Below are 21,451 nucleotides of genomic sequence, written 5' to 3' on the forward strand. Positions count from 1 at the left end.
AATAATTAACTATTTTCAGTTAACGCTGAAGGATATTTAAAGTTAACTTAACTTACCATTTGCGTTTAATAGACAACCAAAAACTAATTTGCCACGTTATTTAAAAAGCCAATCGGAGTATGCCAGGGCTTCCCGCATCTGTTGTAGTAAAGAACCATATATTTATTACTACTTTTCTATTGTCATTGTTCGCATTACTGCCAGCCGGCATGTATGCGCAGAATGTGTATGGACTTGAGTTTGCAGGTAAGAAAATAGCACAGGAGTTACGTACTTCACTAAATCTTTTTCCAGACAAACCACTGACTATAAAAAATGATCTTGACCTTTCATTTGATCTCTCTTTTGCACCAGGATATGATTCATATTTCGGTTACATTTTCAGAATCACCAATGAACAGGGCCAGAACACAGATCTTATATATAGTAACCAGACACAGTCCATTAATCTCGTTTCAGGAGATGAATACACAGGTATTCTTTTCAAGTTCCCACCATCAGAAGTGGTAGGAAAATGGTATCACCTGCAGTTTTCATTCAATGAGCAAACGGGTATTGCTACACTAAAGATAAACGGCCAGCCGGCGGGAAGTACTACGATGCCCGCTCCTTTAGGCAACCAGCTGCATATTGTATTTGGTACCAATCATAATAAATATAGTAATACATACGACCTGCCCGCTATGCGACTGCGTGATGTACAGATTGCACAGGCAGGCACAACGCAATACCACTGGGCATTGAGACAACATGATGGAGAAAAGGATATCGACCTCATTCATCATAGTAAAGCCGTTGTAGAACATCCTATCTGGCTGGCAAAAGCATATACTGAATGGAATACGCGGCAAACACTAACAGTAAATGGTAACGCAGGCGTAACATTCGATCAGGAGAAAGGTATACTATATATCACAGGCCAGGACTCCCTCTACCAGTTCGCCTGCAATGGCAACAGGCTCAATGCTATACCACTGGCACAACCCAGGGCTTTGGCCGCCGGCAATGTGACAGAGTACGACACAAAGCGTCATCAACTCATGAACTACTTTGTGGATGATCAGCAGGTAGCCTGGTACGATGCAGCACAACGTACATGGAGCAAGCCCGCAGAAGGAGATAAAGTCACCGGATTCTGGCAGCATAATCACTTCTATTCCTCCTACGATAGTAGCCTTTACGTGCTCGGTGGTTATGGACATTATCATTACACGGCAGAAGTACAGCAATACAACACCGCTAATGATCAGTGGAAAACAGTCGTTGCAAAAGGAGATAAATTTGCTCCCAGATACATGGCCGCATTAGGTACTACTGGAAACGGCGATTCTGCATACATACTGGGAGGACACGGCAGTGCCACCGGCGACCAGCTGCTAAACCCGGAAAATTTTTACGATCTGCTGCTATTCAATGTAAAGAACCATACCTTCAAAAAAATCTATACCCTGGAAAAACCAGACAGGCCCATGGCCTTCGGCAATACCATGGTGGTAGATACAAAAGAGAAAGCATTCTATGCATTAGCCTATGCTAATGACAGGATGGAATCTTCCTTACAATTAATCAAAGGCTCCCTGGAAAAACCGGGATATATTCAACTCGGCAATAAATTACCTTACCGGTTTTACGACATCAAATCCACTGCTTCTCTATATTATTACCCCAGAGGACAGGAATTAATCGCAGTAACCTTATACAACGCCGAGAATAACGTTACTGAAATAAAGATTAACACGATCCTTTTCCCACCCGCATTATTAATACCTGATACAGGTATCGTGGAAAGAGATTACCAATACCTGATCTGGGGATTAACTGCATTAACCGCCCTATTTATCGGACTCTCCCTGCGAAGAAAGAAACAGGAAAAAACGACACCCGTCATCACAATGTATCAGCTGCCGGAACCTCCTAAAAAAATACCGGCATTCAGGATACTGGAGTTGCCTGCACCCGTGGAAAAGCAAAAAGCTGCTGTATATTTATTAGGACATTTCACAGTCATTGACAAAGAAGGCAATGATGTGACTAAACTGTTCAGTCCTTTGGTGAAAGAACTATTCTTATTAATATGCTTACATTCTTCTTTCGGAAGAAAAGGGATCTCCTCCGAAAAGATTAATGAAATTCTCTGGACAGGAAGATCGGTGAAAGACGCAAAAAATAACCGGTCAGTGAATATGGTGAAGCTGAAAAATATCCTGGAAAAATTAGGTGATTACAGCCTGGTGAAAGAAAATGGAAAATGGCAATTAACCTTCGACGGGCAGATCTATGTAGACGTCCGGCACTGCCATGATCTGATACTCAAAAATGATATCTCTCAATTAGTGCAGGTATGTGGCAGGGGAGGATTACTCATGGAGACGGATTATAGCTGGCTGGATAAATTTAAATCGGACCTGACCACAGAACTGCTGCATATTTTTACCAGGCACCTGGATGAACATGCAGAGCATTTACAACCGGAAGAGGTGATACAGACCTGCGATAGTATGTTACATTTTGATTCCCTCTGCGAAGAAGCCGTGATGTATAAATGCAGGGCACTGGTTGCCATGCACCAGCATGCAACGGCCAGAAGCCTTTTCAGGACCTTTAAGCATGAATATGAGACCCTTTACGGCGAGCCATTTGAGAAAGATTATCTGGCGGTGATGGTTAATGATTAATGTATCTTTGCACCTTATAGACAGGTGCCATGGAACAGGAAGAAAATAAAAAGAGGAAGATCATTCATATCGATATGGATGCTTTCTATGCTTCCGTAGAGCAGCGGGATCATCCGGAATACCGCGGCAAACCTGTTATTGTAGGAGGCCCGCCCAATAGCCGCGGTGTAGTAGCCACCGCCTCTTACGAAGCCCGTAAATTCGGCGTCCGTTCTGCCATGTCTTCGAGGCGAGCGGGACAACTCTGCCCTGACGGGATCTTTGTTTATCCAAGATTTGATGTCTATAAAGAAGCCTCCAGGCATATCCGGGAAATTTTCAGCCGGTATACTGACCTTATCGAACCATTGTCGCTGGATGAAGCCTACCTGGATGTGAGTGTGGATAAACAGGGGATCGGATCAGCTATTGAGATTGCCAGACTCATCAAACAGGCCATTAAGGACGAACTACGGCTCACTGCATCCGCAGGCGTGTCTATCAATAAATTCGTGGCAAAGATTGCCTCAGATATGAATAAACCCGATGGCCTCACCTTCATTGGCCCTTCCCAGATCACCAGTTTTATGGAGCAGCTACCCGTGGAAAAGTTTCATGGTGTGGGCAAAGTGACAGCGGAGAAAATGAAGAAAATGGGCTTACATACAGGAGCCGATCTGAAACGGCTGTCAGAGAACGAGATCAAACAGTATTTTGGGAAACCAGGGGCTTTTTATTACCGCATCGTAAGAGGAATAGATGACCGGGAAGTGCAGCCACACAGAGAAACAAAATCAGCAGGTGCAGAAGATACTTTTCCGGTCGATTTAACGGAGGTAGAGGCGATGAACAGGGAACTGGAAAGAATCGGAGGATTGGTCACCACAAGGCTTAAAAGACACAATTTAAAAGGTCGGACAATTACACTCAAAGTGAAGTATAGCGATTTTAAGCAGATCACCCGGAATCAGTCTTTACCCTTTGCAACAGATGATGTGGAGATCATCGTAAAAACGGCGCAAAAGTTATTGGCAGCCGTAGATCATGAAGATAAACCGATCAGGTTATTGGGTATCTCTCTATCGAATTTTGGAGAGATGATAACAATTCGCGGCAATAGCACCCAACTGTCATTATTCGACTAACAAAAAAGGTTTTGCCGCTGGCAAAACCTTTTTTGTTAACTATTCATTAGAACGGTCCCTAGTTAGGATATCCATCATTCTGTTTCAGATTCGCGTTCAACTGCAACTGCGTTCTCGGAATCGGGAACAACTCCCTGTATGCCTCAGAGGGCTTATGATCCCACCACGTATTCGTGGTGTACTTTCCAAAACGGATCAGTTCCTGTCTTCTATACCCTTCAAAGATAAACTCACGACCCAGTTCAGCCAGCAGTTCATCCATGGTAAGCGTAGTCGTAGTATAGGCATGTGCAGGCCAGTCAGCAGCGCTGTAGGCACGCTTCTTAATTGTATTCACCAGGTCCACCGCTTCCTGTGTTGCTACACCGCCATTCTTACGCATGATCGCCTCCGCCTTTACAAAATAGATCCATGATAACCGGTACACAGCCCAGTCACAACTACGGTAATTCGGATCTGTCAATGGACCGAGCCTGTATTTGTTAAAACGCACTCCACTATTCTCTTCACCCTGCGTCATATCAGACACTGTACTACCCTGTGCATTCTTACGGATGTTATCCACAAATACCAGTTGCTTACCATCGTACTCATTACCACCACTACAAATCACCGGTATAGTGTCTGCAGAACCATATTTCCATTGTGGGCCTATCAGCAGCCATTCTTTCTTACGCTTATCCGCATCTTCGAAAGTGGTATATACACCTGGTATCACCACTACCCCATCATTCCCATTGATCGGATTCCCATTGATCTGACCCTGGTTGAAATGATAGAAATCACCCGGCCACTGCGGTGAGAAGTTGGAAATAATATAATCATATGCTATAGAGAAGATGATCTCTTTAGACAGATCATTGGATGGCTTATACGTATCTGTCAGGTTGGTATCCAGTGCCAGTGCACCATTCATACCACCGGCTGTATTATTGATCAGCGCATCACAGGCAGCAATACAATCATCCCAGCGTGCAGTACCAGACCACTTCTCCGCATTCAGGTACAATTCAGCCAGCATAGCATACCCGCCTGCTTTTGACATACGACCTAACAATGCTTTTGACAGGTTCGGACTCTTATCAATATTGTCTTTGATTTCCTTTTCAATGAAAGAAAATACTTCCGCACGCGGCTTCGTCTCAGGACTCACAGGCTCACCTACCGTTGTTACGATCGGGATATTACCATAGATATCCATCAAACGCAGGTAGTGGAAAGCACGCAGTAAACGCAGCTCACCGGTGAAACCATCTTTTTCTACCTGTGTAAGCCCCATCTTCGCAGCATCACGCCCTTCGATATTGCCGATCGCATCATTACAGAAACCTAAACCTGTCCACAACAGGTTCCAACAGTTCAGTACAGTAGATTCATCTACCGTCCAGGTATGATAATGCAAACGGATCCACTGACCATTGTCGTAACCATGACGACCTTTCTGCGGCCATGCCAGCTGATCGCCGGATAGTTCGCTCAGGCGCCACCAGCCACTCTGACCGGGAGTGATCCATGCATTTGCATGTGTGTAGGGTCTGAGTACGGCAGACACTACCTCATTCTTATTATTGTAGAAATTATTTGTGAGCAGTGTATCGTACGCTTTCTCATCCAGGTTTGTACAGCTGTTTGCCAGTACCGGAAGTAAAGCCAGACTTGTATATACAGCTATCTTTTTAAATCGTTTCATTCGACAAGTTTTAAATGGGTACATTTTAGAATCCTACATTCAATCCAAACATAAAGCCACGGGTGCCCATGTAAGGTGTACGGTCATCTGAAGCATTCAAAGCATCAACACCTGGTTTCAGACCTGTATCTCTTACGTAATCAGGATCATTACCGGTATACTTCGTGATCAGCCACAGGTTGGAAGCGGTTACGTACAGTCTCATGCTCTGGAAAGTCTTCTTGCTCTTGAATGGAACAGTATATCCCAGTGTCAACTCATCCAGTTTCATGAAATTACCTTTCTCGATGTAGTAGTCAGAGTACTGATAGCCCCCGGTGATCTTACCATTTTTCGTAAATGCAGTTTTGAGTACATTGCTGGGCAGAGAAGCTTTTGAGCCATAGAACATTTCCATCGTATTCAGGATATTGTATCCGAACTTGCCCCGGAAAAATGCACGCAGATCAAAGTTCTTATACTTAAAGGTATTCGTAAAAGACAGGTATACCTTAGGTACAGCATTCCCGATCACAGCAAAATCCTTTTCGCTGTCCAGCTGGTCTGCAGGCGCCTTCGTACCGTCTGCCTTGTAGAACAACCAGTCGCCGGAATCTGTTAAACCTGCAAAGCGTTTACCATAAAAGTTACCAATGCGGTCACCTTCGTAAGTACGGATCGCATTACCCAATGCACCATAACCACCAATATCAGCATAAGACTGGTACTTGATCGTATACAGCTCATTAGAATAACGATCCAGTGTATTTTTTGAATTGCTGAATGCCATGTCGATATTCCAGGAGAAATCTCTCGTTCTCACAGGTGAACCACTCAGTGTAATTTCCACACCTTTGGAAGATACCTGCCCTACGTTTGCATAGATGCTGTTGGTCACAAATGGCGGCAGCTGGGTCGTTACGTTTTCCAGCAGGTCTTTTGTAACACGTTTGTACACATCCACCGCACCGGTGATACGACCTTTAAAGAAACTGAAGTCCACACCTATGTTGTACTCCGATTTCTTTTCCCATTTCAGGTTCGGGTTAGGATTTTTGTTTGGACCATAAGTCTGGCGCCATACACCATCCGGGTTGATATAGTTACCACCCGTACCCATCGTTACAAGAGAGCTATAGTTGTTGATACCAGAGTTACCAGTCACACCATAACCTGCTCTTAATTTCAGGTCATCCAGGAAAGTAACGTCCTGCATAAACGGTTCATCACGCATGTTCCAACCTACGGACAACGCCGGGAAATTTCCCCACTTGTTGTTCGCACCGAAACGGGAAGAACCTTCATGGCGCAGGATCACACTGGCCATGTATTTATCTTTGTAGTTATAGTTGATCCTGCCAAAGAATGCGATCAGCTTGTTATCATTTTTGTAGCTGCTCATACCTGCTTTACCGGTCAGCAACATGTTACCTGCTCCAAGGTTATTTTCCTGGAAGATATCATTAACGAAACCGTAGTTATTAGCATCAAAATATTGCTCTACTTCATACCGGTAGCTATAACCACCAATAGCAGTGAAGTTGTGGTTCTTGTTAACGGTGATATTATATTCCAGGGTAGGTTCTACAGCATACCTGACGTTCAGGAAAGTAGATTGAAATGCATAACCGGTGGAATCATAGTTCTCAACAGAAAGTTCAGAAAGAAGGTCAGCATACCCGCCTTCAAGATAACTGTCGCGGGTCACGGAACCAAAAATGGATGCCTTCAGCCCTTTTGCTACATCCAGTGATACCCTTGCATCACCTGAAGTCGTTTGCTGCTGGCGGATATCCGTTTGCTGATGCAACCTGGCCAGCTCATTGGTGCTGGTTTGCTCAAAATACCAGGAGCCATCAGGATTGTAAGGAGAGTACGTCGGGTTGAAAGTATAATATCCCTGCAGGTTACCACCATCCGTCAGCAGGTTGGCTTTATTAAAGTTGGTAGCCAGGTTAAACTGAGAAGTTAACCTGTCATTCAAACCTTTTGAAGTGATACTCAGACGACCACCGTATTGTTGGCGCTCATTCGCTTTCAGGATCCCCTCCTGGTTCAGATAATACACACTTGCACGATAATTAGACTGCTCACCACCACCTGAAATGGCCAGGTTATGGTTCTGTGTTAAGTTATTATGGTTGACCAGCAGATCTACAAAATCAGTTCTGTATCCTTTGTCAGTCGCATTGATCTCACCATCAGCAATCTTCGCTGCATATTCATCAGCCGTGAGGAACTTAGGCAGGCGTGCTTTATACTCTTTACGGAAGTAGTTGTTGTACGTAACACGGGCCGGGCCTTTTGTACCTTTCTTAGTCGTCACGATGATCACACCACCATTCGCCTGGGTACCATAGATCGCAGCAGCAGAACCATCTTTCAGTACAGAGATGCTGGCGATGTCATCCTGTTGCAGCAGATCGAGGTTACCACCAGGAATACCATCGATCACGATCAGTGGCGACATACTACCGGTTAAGGAAGTTACACCACGCAACTGGATAGCAGGGCTGGTATTAGGGTTAGAACCACCGGTACGGGTGATTTGCAGACCAGCTACCTTACCCTGGATCAGATCCAGTGCATTACGCGCACCGCTCTGACGGAAATCGGTTGGTTCAATAGAAGTGATGGCAGAAGTCACCTCCTGTTTCTTCTGTGTACCATAACCCACTACCACCACATCTTTCAGTGCAGTCACATCAGCGGTTAAACTAACATTGACAGTATTGGAAGACCCTACAGGCATTTCTGTAGTCTTATAACCTACAAAGGTGAATACCAGGGTAACACTACCACCGGGAACATTCAGGGAATAGGAACCGTCAATCCTGGTCTGGGTGCCGATAGTAGCACCCTTTACCTGAACGGTCACACCGGGTAAGGGACTTTGTCCACCTGCCTCCACTACCTTACCGGTAATGGTGCGGGACTGGGAAAATGCCAGCATGGAGAGGAATAACATCCATATACTGTGCAGGCATATCCGAGAAAGAAAAACGAGTCTTCTCTTCATGATACTTTGATTTTGGTATTAAGCAGAACTATTAAGCGAATCCTTTTAAAGTTGGCACATATATCCCCTGTTCGCTGCAGCCTGTTTCTGCAGCAAAGACAATTGTTGGTAAAAAATAGCAATACACTTCCTGTGCGATGAAATAACAATTTCAACGCAGGCTATTATGATTTAAATGACACATGAATCCCCCTTTGCCCACGCCAGGAATAGCCCGTGAACAAAAGATGTTAGTTTAGTTCGGCACCACAAAAAACAATACTCACATTGTGCTACGGTCTTTCAATCCGCACATATTTTTTTTGAAAAAGAAAATGGTAGGTATTACGCAGATTCAATCAACATCTCCATTTAGATTTTAGTTCGGTGACTGATTAAAAACAATGTAACTCCAAGTTCAATAACGTCGATTAATACAATGCTGTCTACAAGTTTATCTATTACGCTGCTGCTATCGATACTATATCAGTTCTCATTATATAGATTGTAGATGTAGCTATCGGTAGTAAAAATAGAGAAGTTTTTCACAATCCAAAACTGATAACCGGAGTTTTAAATTGTGTTAACAATGTTTAAAATTCATTAACAATTAGATGCTTAGCGATGAAGCATGCTATTTAAAATACAACCATCCCCGTTATGATTGGTGTTTTAATATTTTTATTGTCACGATTAACTGACCGGTATGGCGCATAGTATGTTCTGCTGAATGGAATAATAAACCACCGAGTGTAGTAGGAATTTGTTTTCTGCCAATGCCGCGTGGTACTGCGAGCGCATATTCTTCTGTGGCCTGTAGTTTAGCGAGACTAATGGTAATCTGTGCATCGAGAGCGGCGAGCAGAGATTGTACTGAAATGTGGGGATCTTTTTTGCCTTCCGCAGCAAGCTCACTCAGTTGTGACTCAGTCAGCGATTGGGATGCAGCATAAGTGAAGAGGCGGTCGAGCACGCCTTTGATATGTTGTAAATGGAAAGCAACAGAAGCACAACCGAATGGAGTGTCCCAGAGTTTGGACACCGGGAAGTCTCTCAGGTTTTCATGGATTTCTTCCTGCGCCTGCAGAAGGGCATGGGCTACCGGTTGGAGCAGGTTGGGTATGCCGGGAATGGGACCGCGCATCCAGACTTCAGGTTGTTGAGACATGATTTGATTCGTTTGCTAAAACAAGTATACAAAAAAATCACCCCTTTCAGGGTGATTTTCACTATAACTTAACAACTACATGTTTAATATTCTTCCTATCGTAGGTATAGCTAATATGTATTTCTCCGTTCTTTCCCTCAATCACTGCCGGGTAACTAAACTCCCCTTTCGGATGCTGCTCCAGCTCATACACATCTTCCCAATGTTCTCCATCTTTGGATACCGCCATTCTCAATTCGTTCCTGCCATCAGACCAGTCTTTGCCACTCACCGCCGGGTTATAAATCAACACATGCACCCCGCTCTTCAATGTCACCGCATCAATGCCACTGTTGGGGTTTAACAGCGCCTGTTTCCTCAATGGTGACCATGTCTTCCCGTTATCTGTCGACCAACTCTCTACGATCGCATTCTGCCTGCTCCTGCATAGCATTTGCAGCTTATTTCCGGGATGGAAAAGGATGGTAGGCTGGATCACCCCAAACGTATCACAATTGATATTGATGCGTTTCCAGTGCGCCCCTTCCGTATCAGAAAACTCCACATGCACCTGCCATACCTTCTCATCCAGGCTTTCGGTGCTGGAAGGATGTAGCAACAGGCCGTTAGATAATAATACCGGCTTATTCCTGATCGGCCCCAGGATACTATCCGGCAGCGGCACTGCCCTGGACCAGGTCTTACCATTATTTTTCGACGTCTTCATCAATCCCCACCATTCCCGTGGATTAGGCCCCACTTTATAGAACAACAACAGCTCGCCTTTCTTATTTGTATATAACACCGGGTTCCAGGCCGCATACCTGGTAGAATCATTCACAACACCATCTGCCACCACCACGGGCGCAGACCATCGACCATTGGCATATAAGGCCGTATAAATGCATACATCTTTTGCACTTTCGCGGCTACCACCAAACCACGACATCATTAACCGGCCGTCCTTCAGCTCCGTCATCGTAGACGCATGTACTGCCGGTACCAGTGGCTGTTTCATCACCATTTCTTCGCTTACAAGCCGGGCCTTCTGCTGCGCCATTACCGGCAATAACCCACTCAATAATAAACATGACAATACCCCTTTCTTCATATCATTTAATTAAAACAGGAAGGCCACAAAGATAAAAATCCTTGCGGCCTTCCACCATCTAAATTATAAGTGCGGTTGTTATTTTACATCCCAGAAGATTTTAGTGTTCCTGGTATCATTAGCCTGTACAGCAGAATAGCTCGTGTTATAAGCCTTTTCACTGGCAGGATAAGTAAACCTGGTCGGAGGCACCGAATAAATCGGAGAAGTGGATTGCCAGATGGTGATCTGTGGATATTTGGTTCTGCGGTATTCAGCCCATGCCTGTCCACACTGTGTGAATCCAAATGCCAGCCATTTCTGTGTCCAGATCTTACCCAGCTTTTCATCAGTGGTACCGGTATAAGCAACGGCAGACTTCGCCATAAATGCATCTACATCTGCAGTTGAAGGCTGTGTTACAGCTTCGTACTGGGTAGTATTAGTTGAGTGCAGATAATAAGCGAATGCAATAGCCTGGCGTACAGCCAGATTATAACTGGTCGCTGCATTACCGCCAGACAAACCCCAACGTTCGAAAGCCTCAGCCTTCAGGAAGTTGGTTTCAGCAGCAGTCATCATAATACCCGGCAGGTGGGAATTAAAACGATAGGTAGTAGAGTCAACAGTTGAATAATAGCTGATACTATCACTCTGCATCACCTGTGTCCACTGTTGAGACATTGCCCTGTAATTGCTGTTCGGAATAAACACTTTATTGACAGTCACCCCAAATTTATCAAACATCAGCGGAATACGCGGGTCATTCACAGGCAGCATCACAGTGTTCAGCATATAGTCCGGAGCAGCATTGGCCTTGATCTCAGAGAACGCGTTATCCAGGTTGTTGGTATAGTTTGTCAACTGGAAAATTAAAACATCCGTGTTGTAAGGACTGTAATTGTCCCCCACTCCATCACCATCCACCAGCGGGTACTGCAGCGGGTTAGACAGCATTTCCTGGATCTCGGTTTTCGCCCTGTCTTCATAAACGAAAGACTGGCGCATGAGATAACGGAGACGCAGGGAGTTAATATAACGACGCCATTTGCTCATACTACCATGATTTACATAATCCTGGTTAGCGAAAGCAGATGTAGCAACTGTATTCAGCGTAGCAGCTGCAAACCAGTCAGCCATTTGCTTCAACTGTGTCAATACAGTATCATACACCTCAGCCTGCGGGTCAAATTTTGGATTAGAGATAGTCGCAGTTGCATCCAGGCTACCCGCCTCAGAATACGGAATATCACCGAACATATCCACCATTTGTGCAGCCTGGTCCAGCAGGATCACCCTACCCGCCATCATAAATACTTCCATGTTTGGACGCTCATCGATAGGCAGGGCTTTATACAGGCGCTGCATAGTACGGTATTGTGCCATAGGACCACTACCACTACCAGCATCATTCGCGTTATTACCCTGGTTATTCGGCGTATAGAAGTCATTCCAGCGATTCTGGATATAATCGTCGTTCTGAGAGTAAGCAGTCAACTCATTCAGGAAAGCCGTCATCTGGCAATACTTTCCCATCTGGTTTAACTGTAAAGTACGAAGGTCCCAATAGGTAGGACGTACACGGTTATTATCCAGCATTGAGGAAAACAGTTTCTCAATGGTAGGATCGGTTGTTTTATCGGGATTGGTATAATATTCTTCCAATTGCTTCTTACAGCCAGACATCGTAATGGCTAGCGTAAAAACACAACTTATATGTAACAAAATTTTCTTCATGATCATACGGTTTGTTAGGTCTTCAGAATAGTTAGAAACTTGCATTTAAACTAAAACCAATACTACGGGTAGCACCGGTAGAACCTTCGTCAACACCCTGGTTTAACCAGCTCTGACCAACCGGCGCTTCCGGGTCAATGTTCTTCAGCGTTCTATAGAAGTAAAACAGGTTCCTGCCGATCAATGACAAACGGATGTTTTGCATATGCAGCTTCTGTGCAGTTCCTCTTGACAGGTTATAGCTCAACACTGCCTCTCTGAATTTGATATAACTATTCTTAATAACTGCAGGACCGTTGTAACCATTTGACGATGCGTCAAAAACAGTAAGATAATAGTTAGCCGCTTCTACGATCTGATCGTTTTCGGAACCATCAGAATCTTTCTTACCTGGCAGGATAACACCGTCGTGGTAAACTTTTCCATATGGAGAAACAGAATTGTGGCTAGGCAGTCGCGTAGCTACACCCTGTTCGTTCACATAATATGGTAAACCACCATGTGCTTCATCCCTGTATTTCATAGTAGATTCGAACATACCGGCATTGGTACCGTACTTCTGTGGCATAGACATGATCTCACCACCAAAACGATAGTCAATAGTGATATCCAGGGTCAGGGCTTTGTAGCTGAATGTGTTGGACCAACCACCTACTACTTTCGGCAGAATGTTACCCACCTTCTCATACCTTGACTTATCTATATAGTAGAAACCACTGGAGTTTACTAACTTATTCCCCTTGTCATCTGTAGCATAAGGGTACATATAGATATTACCAATCGTCTGGCCTTTTTCTGCAACGATCTGTACAGAGTTTGCATCACCACCTTTAAATACGATCTGGTTTACACCATCCGCCAGGCTCACAACTTTAGAGTTGTTGAACGCGAAGTTCAGACGGGTGGTCCAGTTTGTTTTAGGGCGCTTCAGCGGATTAGCATTGAACGCGATTTCAAGACCCTGGCTGCTCAACTCACCTACGTTGGTGATACGTGTCAGCGCACCATTAGATGCTGCGGTAGACAAACGCATCAGCAGGTCCTTTACATTACTGTTATATACAGAGATATCTACACCAATTCTGTTCTGCAGCATTTTGGTTTCAAGACCAAACTCCATTTCCGTTTTCTTCTCAGATTTCAGGTTCGCATTACCATATGCATTCTGTGCAGTCAACACCGGTACTGATCCTGTAGTAGTAGAGAGTGGCTTCTGTGTGTAAACAATGTTCGCTTCATATGGAGGAGGCGCATTACCCACCATACCATAAGATGCACGCAATTTACCATAGCTTAACCACTTAGGCATTGCAAATGCATCGGTGAAGATGAAGGAAGAGTTCACAGAAGGATAGAAGTAAGAGTTGCTGTTCACAGGCAGCGTAGAAGAATACTCCTGACGGGCAGTACCTTCCAGGAACACATAGTTTCTATAGCTGAAGTTAGCAATACCCAGGAAAGCGTATTTCAGGGATTTGCTGCGCACTTCCGAAGTGGTTTGTGTATTGTAAGAGTTGTTAAGAGAGAACCAGTTCGCAGTTACCAAACCACCACTTGTATTGGAAGTCTGGTCTGTGAAGCTCTCCTGGCGGCTCTGGAAACCACCACTTACGCTATAACCGAACACTTTTGTCTGGTCATTGGCATAAGTTGCCAGTACGTCTGTATACACGATCGCATAACGGTTTTTAGTGACACCGTAAGAACCGGTACTGTTGGTCGTATTGAACGCAATTGGATACTCGTTATAGCTCTTTGCTTCCGTATTGATACTGGTAAAGTCATTACCCACCCTGGTACGGAGTTTCAGACCTTTTGCGAGATCCACGTTCAGCGTAACGCTGGACAATAAGCGGTCCTGGTTTTCCACCTCATTGTTACGTAACTGGTACCACAGGAAGTTCAGCAGTTCAGGACGTATCTGGTAAGCCAGTGCTTCATCAGGGTTCAGCTGGGTATTATTATAAGGTACCCATTTGTATCCTTTGGAAGTTTTATACTTATCGAACGCTACCGCCATATCTTCAGCACGGCTGAAGAAACCATCAAATGAACTGAAGAGACGGTTCATCAGGCGGGCCCTGTTTGTAACAGTAGTATTTACATAACCACCTACCACATCTAAGCTTACCTTACTGTGCAGCTTAATAGTACTGTTCAGGTTAAAAGTGTTCTTACCCTGGAGGGTACCGATCTGAATACCTTTATAATCACTACGTGTATAAGAGAAACGATAATTGGCCTTTTCGTTCATATTCGAAAGGGATACATTCAAATTTGAATTGTATCCCTTCTGAAACATTTGTTTATAGTTATTGGGCTGAGGTGAATAGGGGTGCATAGAGCCATCCCACCAAGGCACCATCTGACCATCCATTTTAGGACCGAACTGGCCATAAGCTCTGAAGAAAGGTCGGACCGTTCCGTCAGTACCAACTTTTACCCAGCCATCTTCAGTAGCACCCAACGAAACGTTGCTCGCTCTGTCATAACCAGGACCATAAGTATTTTGATATTGAGGACCGTTAGCAATTCTTTCATTCGTATAGTTGTAGTTTACATCAACACCAAGACCTCTGCCTTTCTGGCCTTTCTTGGTAGTGATTACAACCACACCACTAGCAGCATCAGAACCATACAAGGCTGTCGCACTCGCGCCTTTCAATACGGTCAGGTTTTCGATATCAGTAGGGTTGATATCGAGGATACCGTTACCGCGGATACGTGGGTCATCCCAATAACCGGTTGAGTTACCACCAGCACCTCCGGTTTCGTTATTATTTCTGATCTGCACACCATCCACTACATACAGCGGCTGGGTACTATAGTTCAGTGAGTTTACACCACGGATCTGAATGTTAACGGCACTGGTAGCACCACCCGGCGCTGTTGTGATTTTCACACCAGCCGCCTTACCATATAAGGCGGAAGCAAAGTTGGTGTTACCAGCTGCGTTAATCTGCTCGGAAGTAATGGTAGAAACTGCGTAACCGAGGGCTTTTTCTTCCCTCTTGATACCCAGCGCCGTTACTACGAACTCGTTGATCATCTTATCTGCAGGCTGCAAAGTAATAGTCAACGCAGTTTTGCCGTTTACAGGAACTTCCTGTGTTTTGAAACCTACGTAAGATACCACGAGGATGGCATCGTCAGGTACACTTAAAGTAAAACCACCATTTTCATCTGTAGCTACCCCTTCCGTAGTTCCTTTGATTTTCACTGAAGCACCAATCAGCGCCTCACCTGTTTGATCCAATACCTTACCGGTGATTTTCACAGTCGTGATCCTTTCACCTCTTGGCACAATCACAATCAGGTTGTTGGCCAACTCCTGATAGGTATAACCTGAATTATCCAGGATCATATCCATCACAGTGTTGATCTGTGCATCTTTCACATTAATATCCACTTTGCTTTTGTTAGGGATATTCCTGTTGCTGAACATAAAGCGATAATCGCTCTGGTGTTCGATAATAGAAAGTACCTCCTTAAATTCAACAGAGCGGAGGTTCAGTGTAATCGTTTTTGAGGAAAGAACATTTGCAACTACGTGCAGATTCAGGAAAAGGATGAACCCTAACGTTAGTTGTAAAATCAGCAATGGCCTTAAAAGCCCGTAAGGGATCTTGACGCCCCTGGGGCGTACATAAAAACTCATAACTTAGATGTTAAAGGTGATAAAAGTGTTAAAACGGCAGTACTCGTGCGAAAAGGCCTGCTATTTTATTGGAATAAGTCATCTTTCAGCGGGGAATATCTAAATGATCCCCGCATTTATTCAGTAGTAATCGCTTTCTTTTCCCATAGACAAAATTTTAGATGTTTTACTTTGTTTCTGGTGAAATGAAAGTGCGATTCCATAGGTATAATACGTCATAGGCATCGGCATAGGGTCCTCATCTCACCTTTCACTACTTATGAAAGGAATTTCTTGATTTACCTGGTTCTTCTTTAATATATTACGATTGTTGAATCTTCAATTCTATAGTTGAAGTTCTCCGTCAGGTGCAATGCGTTCAGTGCTTCAGCAATTGTCTCCCCTTCTAAAACACCTGTGAACCTTAACTGTCTGTAACCAACCCTGTTGAAGTGGATACTGATGTTATACCAGCGCTCCATTCTCTTGGCCAGTGTGCCAAAATCCTCGTCCTGGAATACCAGCTTGTTCTGTAACCAGCTCGTTTCCATTACTACCGAAGAATCTTTCTTATCATTCAGATAAGTCATGGATGTGATGCTTGGCACACCCGGTACATTAGGTACCAAGTCTTTTATGCTGACCGCTTTCCTCTTTGTAGAGTCAAAGTTCGTCAGCACCAGTTTCTGAGATGGTTTCAAAATTATTTTCTCAGATGGATTGTCAGTCACGGTAACCTCTATCGCCCCTTTAATCAGTGTAGCCTCAGAAGAAGCTTCGTCCGGATAAGATTTTACGTTGAAAGCAGTACCCAATACCCTGATATCCATCTTGGATGTGTGGATGATAAAAGGCTTCTGTGGATCTGCATGTACATCAAAAAATGCCTCCCCCGTCAGGTATACTTCCCTGTTTTTAGTCGCAAAGTCCTCGCTATATTCTAGTTTACTGTCCGCATTTAGTGTTACTCTCGTACCATCTTCCATGATAAAAGTAGATTTCTGCCCCTTGGCAGTGACTTTCTGCATCATGGCACCTCGCAGGAATATATAATAAGTAGCACCTGCTGAAATCAAAAGTGCCAGTGATGCTGCCGCCGCTATCCAGCGAATACGACCTGTATTGCGCACAGGCGCCATCAGCGGCTTCATGACCGGCGTACCTGCTGCTTGTTCCAACTCATTGATCTTTGCCTGCACATTGTCAAAAAGCCTGCGCCCATCTATATAATCAGTATGATTCTGAGCCCAGTAGGTACGGAACATGTCATACTGCCTAGCAGAGACAGTATCCTCATGCATGATATTTTTTAGTTCCTGGCCTTCTTGAGGTGTGATGTCACCAACCAGGTCCTTTATAACCATTTCAAAAAAACGATCGCTCATTGTCCGTTGGAATAACCCTTTGTATATAGGACAATTTTTTAATGGTAATATGCGTACAAGCTTTAAAAAAAATTTTAACATATATCTCCAAGTCCTAATTACCCATAAATATGAATAAAACTAATATAGCACTGATAAGATTGTCTGTTGCCTGTCTGTTAGCCTTCTTCAGATACGGATCCATCGCCTTACTCATCTTCTTCATCGCCCGGAGCATCTGTGTGTGCACAGTACGGTGCGAAATATTCAGAATCTCAGCTACTTCCTTGTATTTCATACCGTTCTCCTTGATGAGCCGGAATATTATACCACATTGGCGTGGCAACGTACCGATGGCCTGATCCATTTTGAAAATCAGTTCCTTCTTCTCCAGCTCCATCTCCGGTGAGGCCTCATTAATCAGGATTCCCCCTCCGTCGTGATCATCAATATTGACTACCTGGATGCTCGAAAAGCGTTTATTATAATTCAGGGCCTGGTTCTTTACAGCAATAAAAAGATATGTCTCCGGCTTCTCTACCACCTGCATCTGCACCCTGTCCATCCAGCATTTCACAAAAACATCGGATACAATTTCTTCAGCAACCTGCTGATAATGAACATACAACGTGCAAAATTTGATGAGGCGCGGGTTTAATTCATGGAATAAAACCTCAAATGACCGGGCATCACTCCCTTTCGTGAAGCGCTCCCATAGATCATTTATATTAACCTCTTTTTGCATTCTAACTTTTCGTTATATTTCAGACAGCAATGTAGTAAAAGTATATGGCAAATAAAAATAATAAATCTTTCTGAATTAATTATTTATAATATATATTATTACCGATACATTAATATTTACAGCCATCAAAAAGGCACAAAAAATTAAGGGGGAAGCAGTCCAGCCCGGACTACTTCCCCCTTATATATCAAGGAGTTATATTTTCCCTATTCCTGCTCCATCGTCATAATGTCACGGTCGAACAGATAAAGACCACTTTTGTCATCTCCAATCAGTTCCAGCTTGTCATTACATTCCCGCGCCAGTCTTTCCTCTTCTATCTGCTCATTCACATACCACTGCAGGAAGTTGTGCGTAGCATAATCCTTCTCCTGTAATGCAATGTCTACCAGCTCATTAATGCCCTCACTTACCTTCACCTCATGCGCAAACAGCTCCTCAAATGCCTTTTTCAGCGATACAAAGGTGAGAACCGGCTGTGCCAGCGCCGGCACAATGGCAAAACCTCCCCGCTCATTAATATAATGGATCAGCTTCAACATGTGCATTCTCTCCTCGTCACTGTGCTTAAAGAAGAATCTTGTAACACCCTTCAGACCTGGCTGTATGTCTGCCCAGCTACCCATTGCCAGGTAAGCCTGTGATGACTGTGCCTCCATTAAAACCTGCTTATTCAGCGCTTCCTGCATTCTTTGTGACAACATAATATTCGCTTTTTGGTGATATACAATTGATTATCTAAGTAAAAAATCTTCTCTCATAGGGTTGAAGACATCAATCAGTACCCCCTCCTCTTTGCAAACGACTCCATGAATAGCTTCAGAAGGCACCGAAAAGACATCCCCTGCCTGCAGTAATTTTTTGTGCCCCGCTATCTCCACCTCAAAGGTTCCTTTTTCCACATACGACATCTGCAAATGTGGGTGCGCATGCAGGGTGCCTACTGCACCTGTTTCAAATGCCACTTTTACCACCATGAGCTGTTCACTGTATGCCATCACTTTCCTTTTTACACCAGGATCCGTTGGCTGCCAGGCTATATCAGCATCTACTTTATAAAAAACAGACAAGTCCGCCATTTGTTGATAATTAGTAAATCAAATATAATTATTTCAGTAGCTTTTCAAACACTTTCGCTCTTGCACCAGACCTCACTTCCATAGACAATGAATCATACACGGCCCTGACTTTGGCATCCGGCAAACCATTCGCATACCACTGTAATGCGGTGATGCTGACAACGGAATTGGGATGAGTGACTGCGAAATCAAGATATACCTGCTTCTCCTCATTGCGGGTAGCCCCATAATCTTCAGCAATCGATGCCTGAAACGCAGGCAGGTGCCGCGCTTCCAGCGGAGCAGAGGAATAGTCCCGGTAAATGCTTCTTTGCTTTTCACGAATGGGTTTGAGCCGGGCCAGTAATTCCTGGTACGCCAGGTTCTCCTGCCCCGCTGTGAATATAGCCGTCACGAGCGCATCCTTGCCGGAAATTTCCATTGTTCCTTTCTCAATATAAAAGAAAATAGCATCCAGCGGTATAGTCCCCTCATTTTGCGGGGTAGACAAGATCATCAGGGCATCCGCCACCTCATTGATTGTACCCCTGAATTCAAATCTACCATCCTGTAGGTGAGTCGTGTCATGTATCGTTTTACCATCTGATGCATACGTCAGGTATAAGTGGCAATCAGGACCCAGTTGCCCGATCTGTCCTTTCAGGACAAAGGGATTTTTCTGGGCAGCTACCGTGAGGGGAAACAGTAGCACAAACAGGAGTCGTTTCATGGCGTGGCAAGGGTTAATTCTTTCTAATTTAATGAAAATTCAGTTAGGCACCCGCCTTCACCGCGATTTGCCACAAAAAAACCACTCCCGCCAAAGGCCGGAGTGGTTAAATGCATTTATACTGGGTGATTACTTTATACCCAATTCCTGCTGTATCTGTTCTAATGACTTGCCCTTCGTTTCAGGCATCATCTTCAATATAAATAGCAACTGCAACAACATCATCCCACTGTAAAACACAAATGAATAAAATCCGCCATGCGCACTACTCTCCACTATAATCGGGAACGTCCATGAAATAATTGCCGCCATGATCCAATGTGTAAAACTACCCAATGCACCGCCCTGTGAACGCACTGAATTCGGGAAGATCTCTGATATAAATACCCAGATCACCGCCCCCTGAGAAAAAGCAAAGAATGCGATAAACCCGATCAGGTAAATCAATACATTACTGTTGGCCACATGCGCCGCTCCACCCGCTGGCTGCAGGTCCTTAAATGTATAAGCCGTCAGCCCCAGGAATACAATCATACCGATTGACCCGATCAACATCAGCGTCTTGCGACCGAATTTATCAATCATCGTCATCGCCAGCATGGTAAATAACAGGTTGGCGGCACCAATGTACACTGGCTGTAAATATGCCCTGCTCTGATCGAACCCCGCCATTTCAAATATACGTGGTGCATAATAGAGAATGGCATTGATACCGGAAAGCTGGTTGAACATCGCCAGTAATACCGCGTACGTCACCGGTTTCATGTACCGCCGCTGGAATAACTTTTCATGGTGTGCCTGTACCGATTCTTTGATAGATGCGATCGCACGATTGACATCTGCTTCCAGCAAACGGTTCATAATAGGAATCGCTTCTGCCTCACGGTTATTCAGGATCAGCCAGCGGGGACTCTCAGGAATAGTACGCAGCAGGATCCAGAAAATAACAGAAGGGATCACCATAATTCCCAGCATCCAGCGCCAGGCCTGGTCGCCTAAACCGATAAAAAGAAAGTTGGTGAGGTAGGCAATGAAAATACCCCCTACTATATTCAGCTGGAACATACCTGCCAACCGGCCCCTGAGATGAGCAGGGGCGATTTCTGATATGTACATCGGTCCTACTACCGAAGAAGCACCTACTGCAAACCCGCTGCTAAAGCGGAACAATACAAATAAGAACCAGGCGCTTACAGAAGCACAGCCAATAGACGAAATCACGAAAATAATAGCAATGGTGAGGAGCACTTTTTTACGGCCGTGCGTGCGGGCCGGCGCTCCGACAAGTAGCGAACCGAGAACCGTACCAATCAGGCTGGCAGCTACCGTGAAGCCATGCCAGAAAGAATCGAGTGCCCATAACTGTTGAATGGTCTTCTCCGCGCCTGATATAACGGCAGTTTCAAAGCCAAACAGAAATCCGCCAAGGGCAGCAATCAGGGCAATACGTACAGGATAAGAAAGCATATTGAGTAAA

General features: G+C 44.5%; 14 protein-coding genes. 2 read left to right on the forward strand and 12 right to left on the reverse strand.

Annotation, left to right across the window (positions count from 1 at the left end; translation table 11 throughout):
- Window positions 1-119: 119 nt before the first annotated feature.
- A complete protein-coding gene (locus tag ABDW33_RS25620; RefSeq protein WP_343692955.1) occupies window positions 120-2,675 on the forward strand; it encodes a hypothetical protein in 2,556 nt (851 codons plus the stop codon).
- Between the two features lie 29 nt (window positions 2,676-2,704).
- Window positions 2,705-3,799 carry a DNA polymerase IV gene (dinB, locus tag ABDW33_RS25625; RefSeq protein ID WP_343692956.1) on the forward strand — a complete coding sequence of 365 codons (1,095 nt, stop codon included), beginning with the start codon at window positions 2,705-2,707 and terminating at the stop codon, window positions 3,797-3,799.
- Between the two features lie 58 nt (window positions 3,800-3,857).
- Here the strand turns inward: dinB and ABDW33_RS25630 are convergent, their stop codons facing one another.
- The 12 genes from ABDW33_RS25630 to ABDW33_RS25685 all read right to left on the reverse strand — a co-directional run bounded on the left by ABDW33_RS25630 (window position 3,858) and on the right by ABDW33_RS25685 (window position 21,441).
- The gene (locus ABDW33_RS25630) at window positions 3,858-5,489 is read right to left on the reverse strand and encodes a RagB/SusD family nutrient uptake outer membrane protein (RefSeq protein ID WP_343692957.1); all 1,632 of its coding nucleotides are present in this window, start codon (window positions 5,487-5,489) and stop codon (window positions 3,858-3,860) included.
- A gap of 25 nt (window positions 5,490-5,514) precedes the next feature.
- Entirely contained in the window at window positions 5,515-8,487 is a 2,973-nt protein-coding gene (locus ABDW33_RS25635; RefSeq protein WP_343692958.1) for a TonB-dependent receptor, read from the reverse strand.
- A 637-nt stretch (window positions 8,488-9,124) separates the two neighbouring features.
- Entirely contained in the window at window positions 9,125-9,634 is a 510-nt protein-coding gene (locus ABDW33_RS25640) for a DinB family protein (RefSeq protein WP_343692959.1), read from the reverse strand.
- 61 nt (window positions 9,635-9,695) lie between these two features.
- Entirely contained in the window at window positions 9,696-10,724 is a 1,029-nt protein-coding gene (locus ABDW33_RS25645) for a sialidase family protein (RefSeq protein WP_343692960.1), read from the reverse strand.
- 78 nt (window positions 10,725-10,802) lie between these two features.
- On the reverse strand, window positions 10,803-12,440 hold the full coding sequence (locus tag ABDW33_RS25650) for a SusD/RagB family nutrient-binding outer membrane lipoprotein (protein ID WP_343692961.1): 1,638 nt from the start codon (window positions 12,438-12,440) through the stop codon (window positions 10,803-10,805).
- Window positions 12,441-12,471: 31 nt separating this feature from the next.
- Complete coding sequence (locus ABDW33_RS25655) at window positions 12,472-16,098, reverse strand: SusC/RagA family TonB-linked outer membrane protein (protein WP_343692962.1); 3,627 nt, start codon at window positions 16,096-16,098, stop codon at window positions 12,472-12,474.
- A 293-nt stretch (window positions 16,099-16,391) separates the two neighbouring features.
- A complete protein-coding gene (locus ABDW33_RS25660; RefSeq protein WP_343692963.1) occupies window positions 16,392-17,462 on the reverse strand; it encodes a FecR domain-containing protein in 1,071 nt (356 codons plus the stop codon).
- Window positions 17,463-17,556: 94 nt separating this feature from the next.
- A complete protein-coding gene (locus tag ABDW33_RS25665) occupies window positions 17,557-18,186 on the reverse strand; it encodes an RNA polymerase sigma-70 factor (protein WP_343692964.1) in 630 nt (209 codons plus the stop codon).
- Window positions 18,187-18,392: 206 nt separating this feature from the next.
- Window positions 18,393-18,890: a ferritin gene (locus tag ABDW33_RS25670; RefSeq protein ID WP_343692965.1), complete on the reverse strand. Its 498-nt coding sequence runs from the start codon at window positions 18,888-18,890 to the stop codon at window positions 18,393-18,395.
- Between the two features lie 30 nt (window positions 18,891-18,920).
- Window positions 18,921-19,265: a cupin domain-containing protein gene (locus tag ABDW33_RS25675; protein ID WP_343692966.1), complete on the reverse strand. Its 345-nt coding sequence runs from the start codon at window positions 19,263-19,265 to the stop codon at window positions 18,921-18,923.
- Between the two features lie 28 nt (window positions 19,266-19,293).
- Window positions 19,294-19,974: a DUF4369 domain-containing protein gene (locus ABDW33_RS25680; protein ID WP_343692967.1), complete on the reverse strand. Its 681-nt coding sequence runs from the start codon at window positions 19,972-19,974 to the stop codon at window positions 19,294-19,296.
- A 129-nt stretch (window positions 19,975-20,103) separates the two neighbouring features.
- Entirely contained in the window at window positions 20,104-21,441 is a 1,338-nt protein-coding gene (locus ABDW33_RS25685) for a sugar porter family MFS transporter (RefSeq protein WP_343692968.1), read from the reverse strand.
- Window positions 21,442-21,451 lie beyond the last annotated feature (10 nt).

It is taken from the genome of Chitinophaga sp., from assembly GCF_039596155.1.
Taxonomy (GTDB): domain Bacteria; phylum Bacteroidota; class Bacteroidia; order Chitinophagales; family Chitinophagaceae; genus Chitinophaga.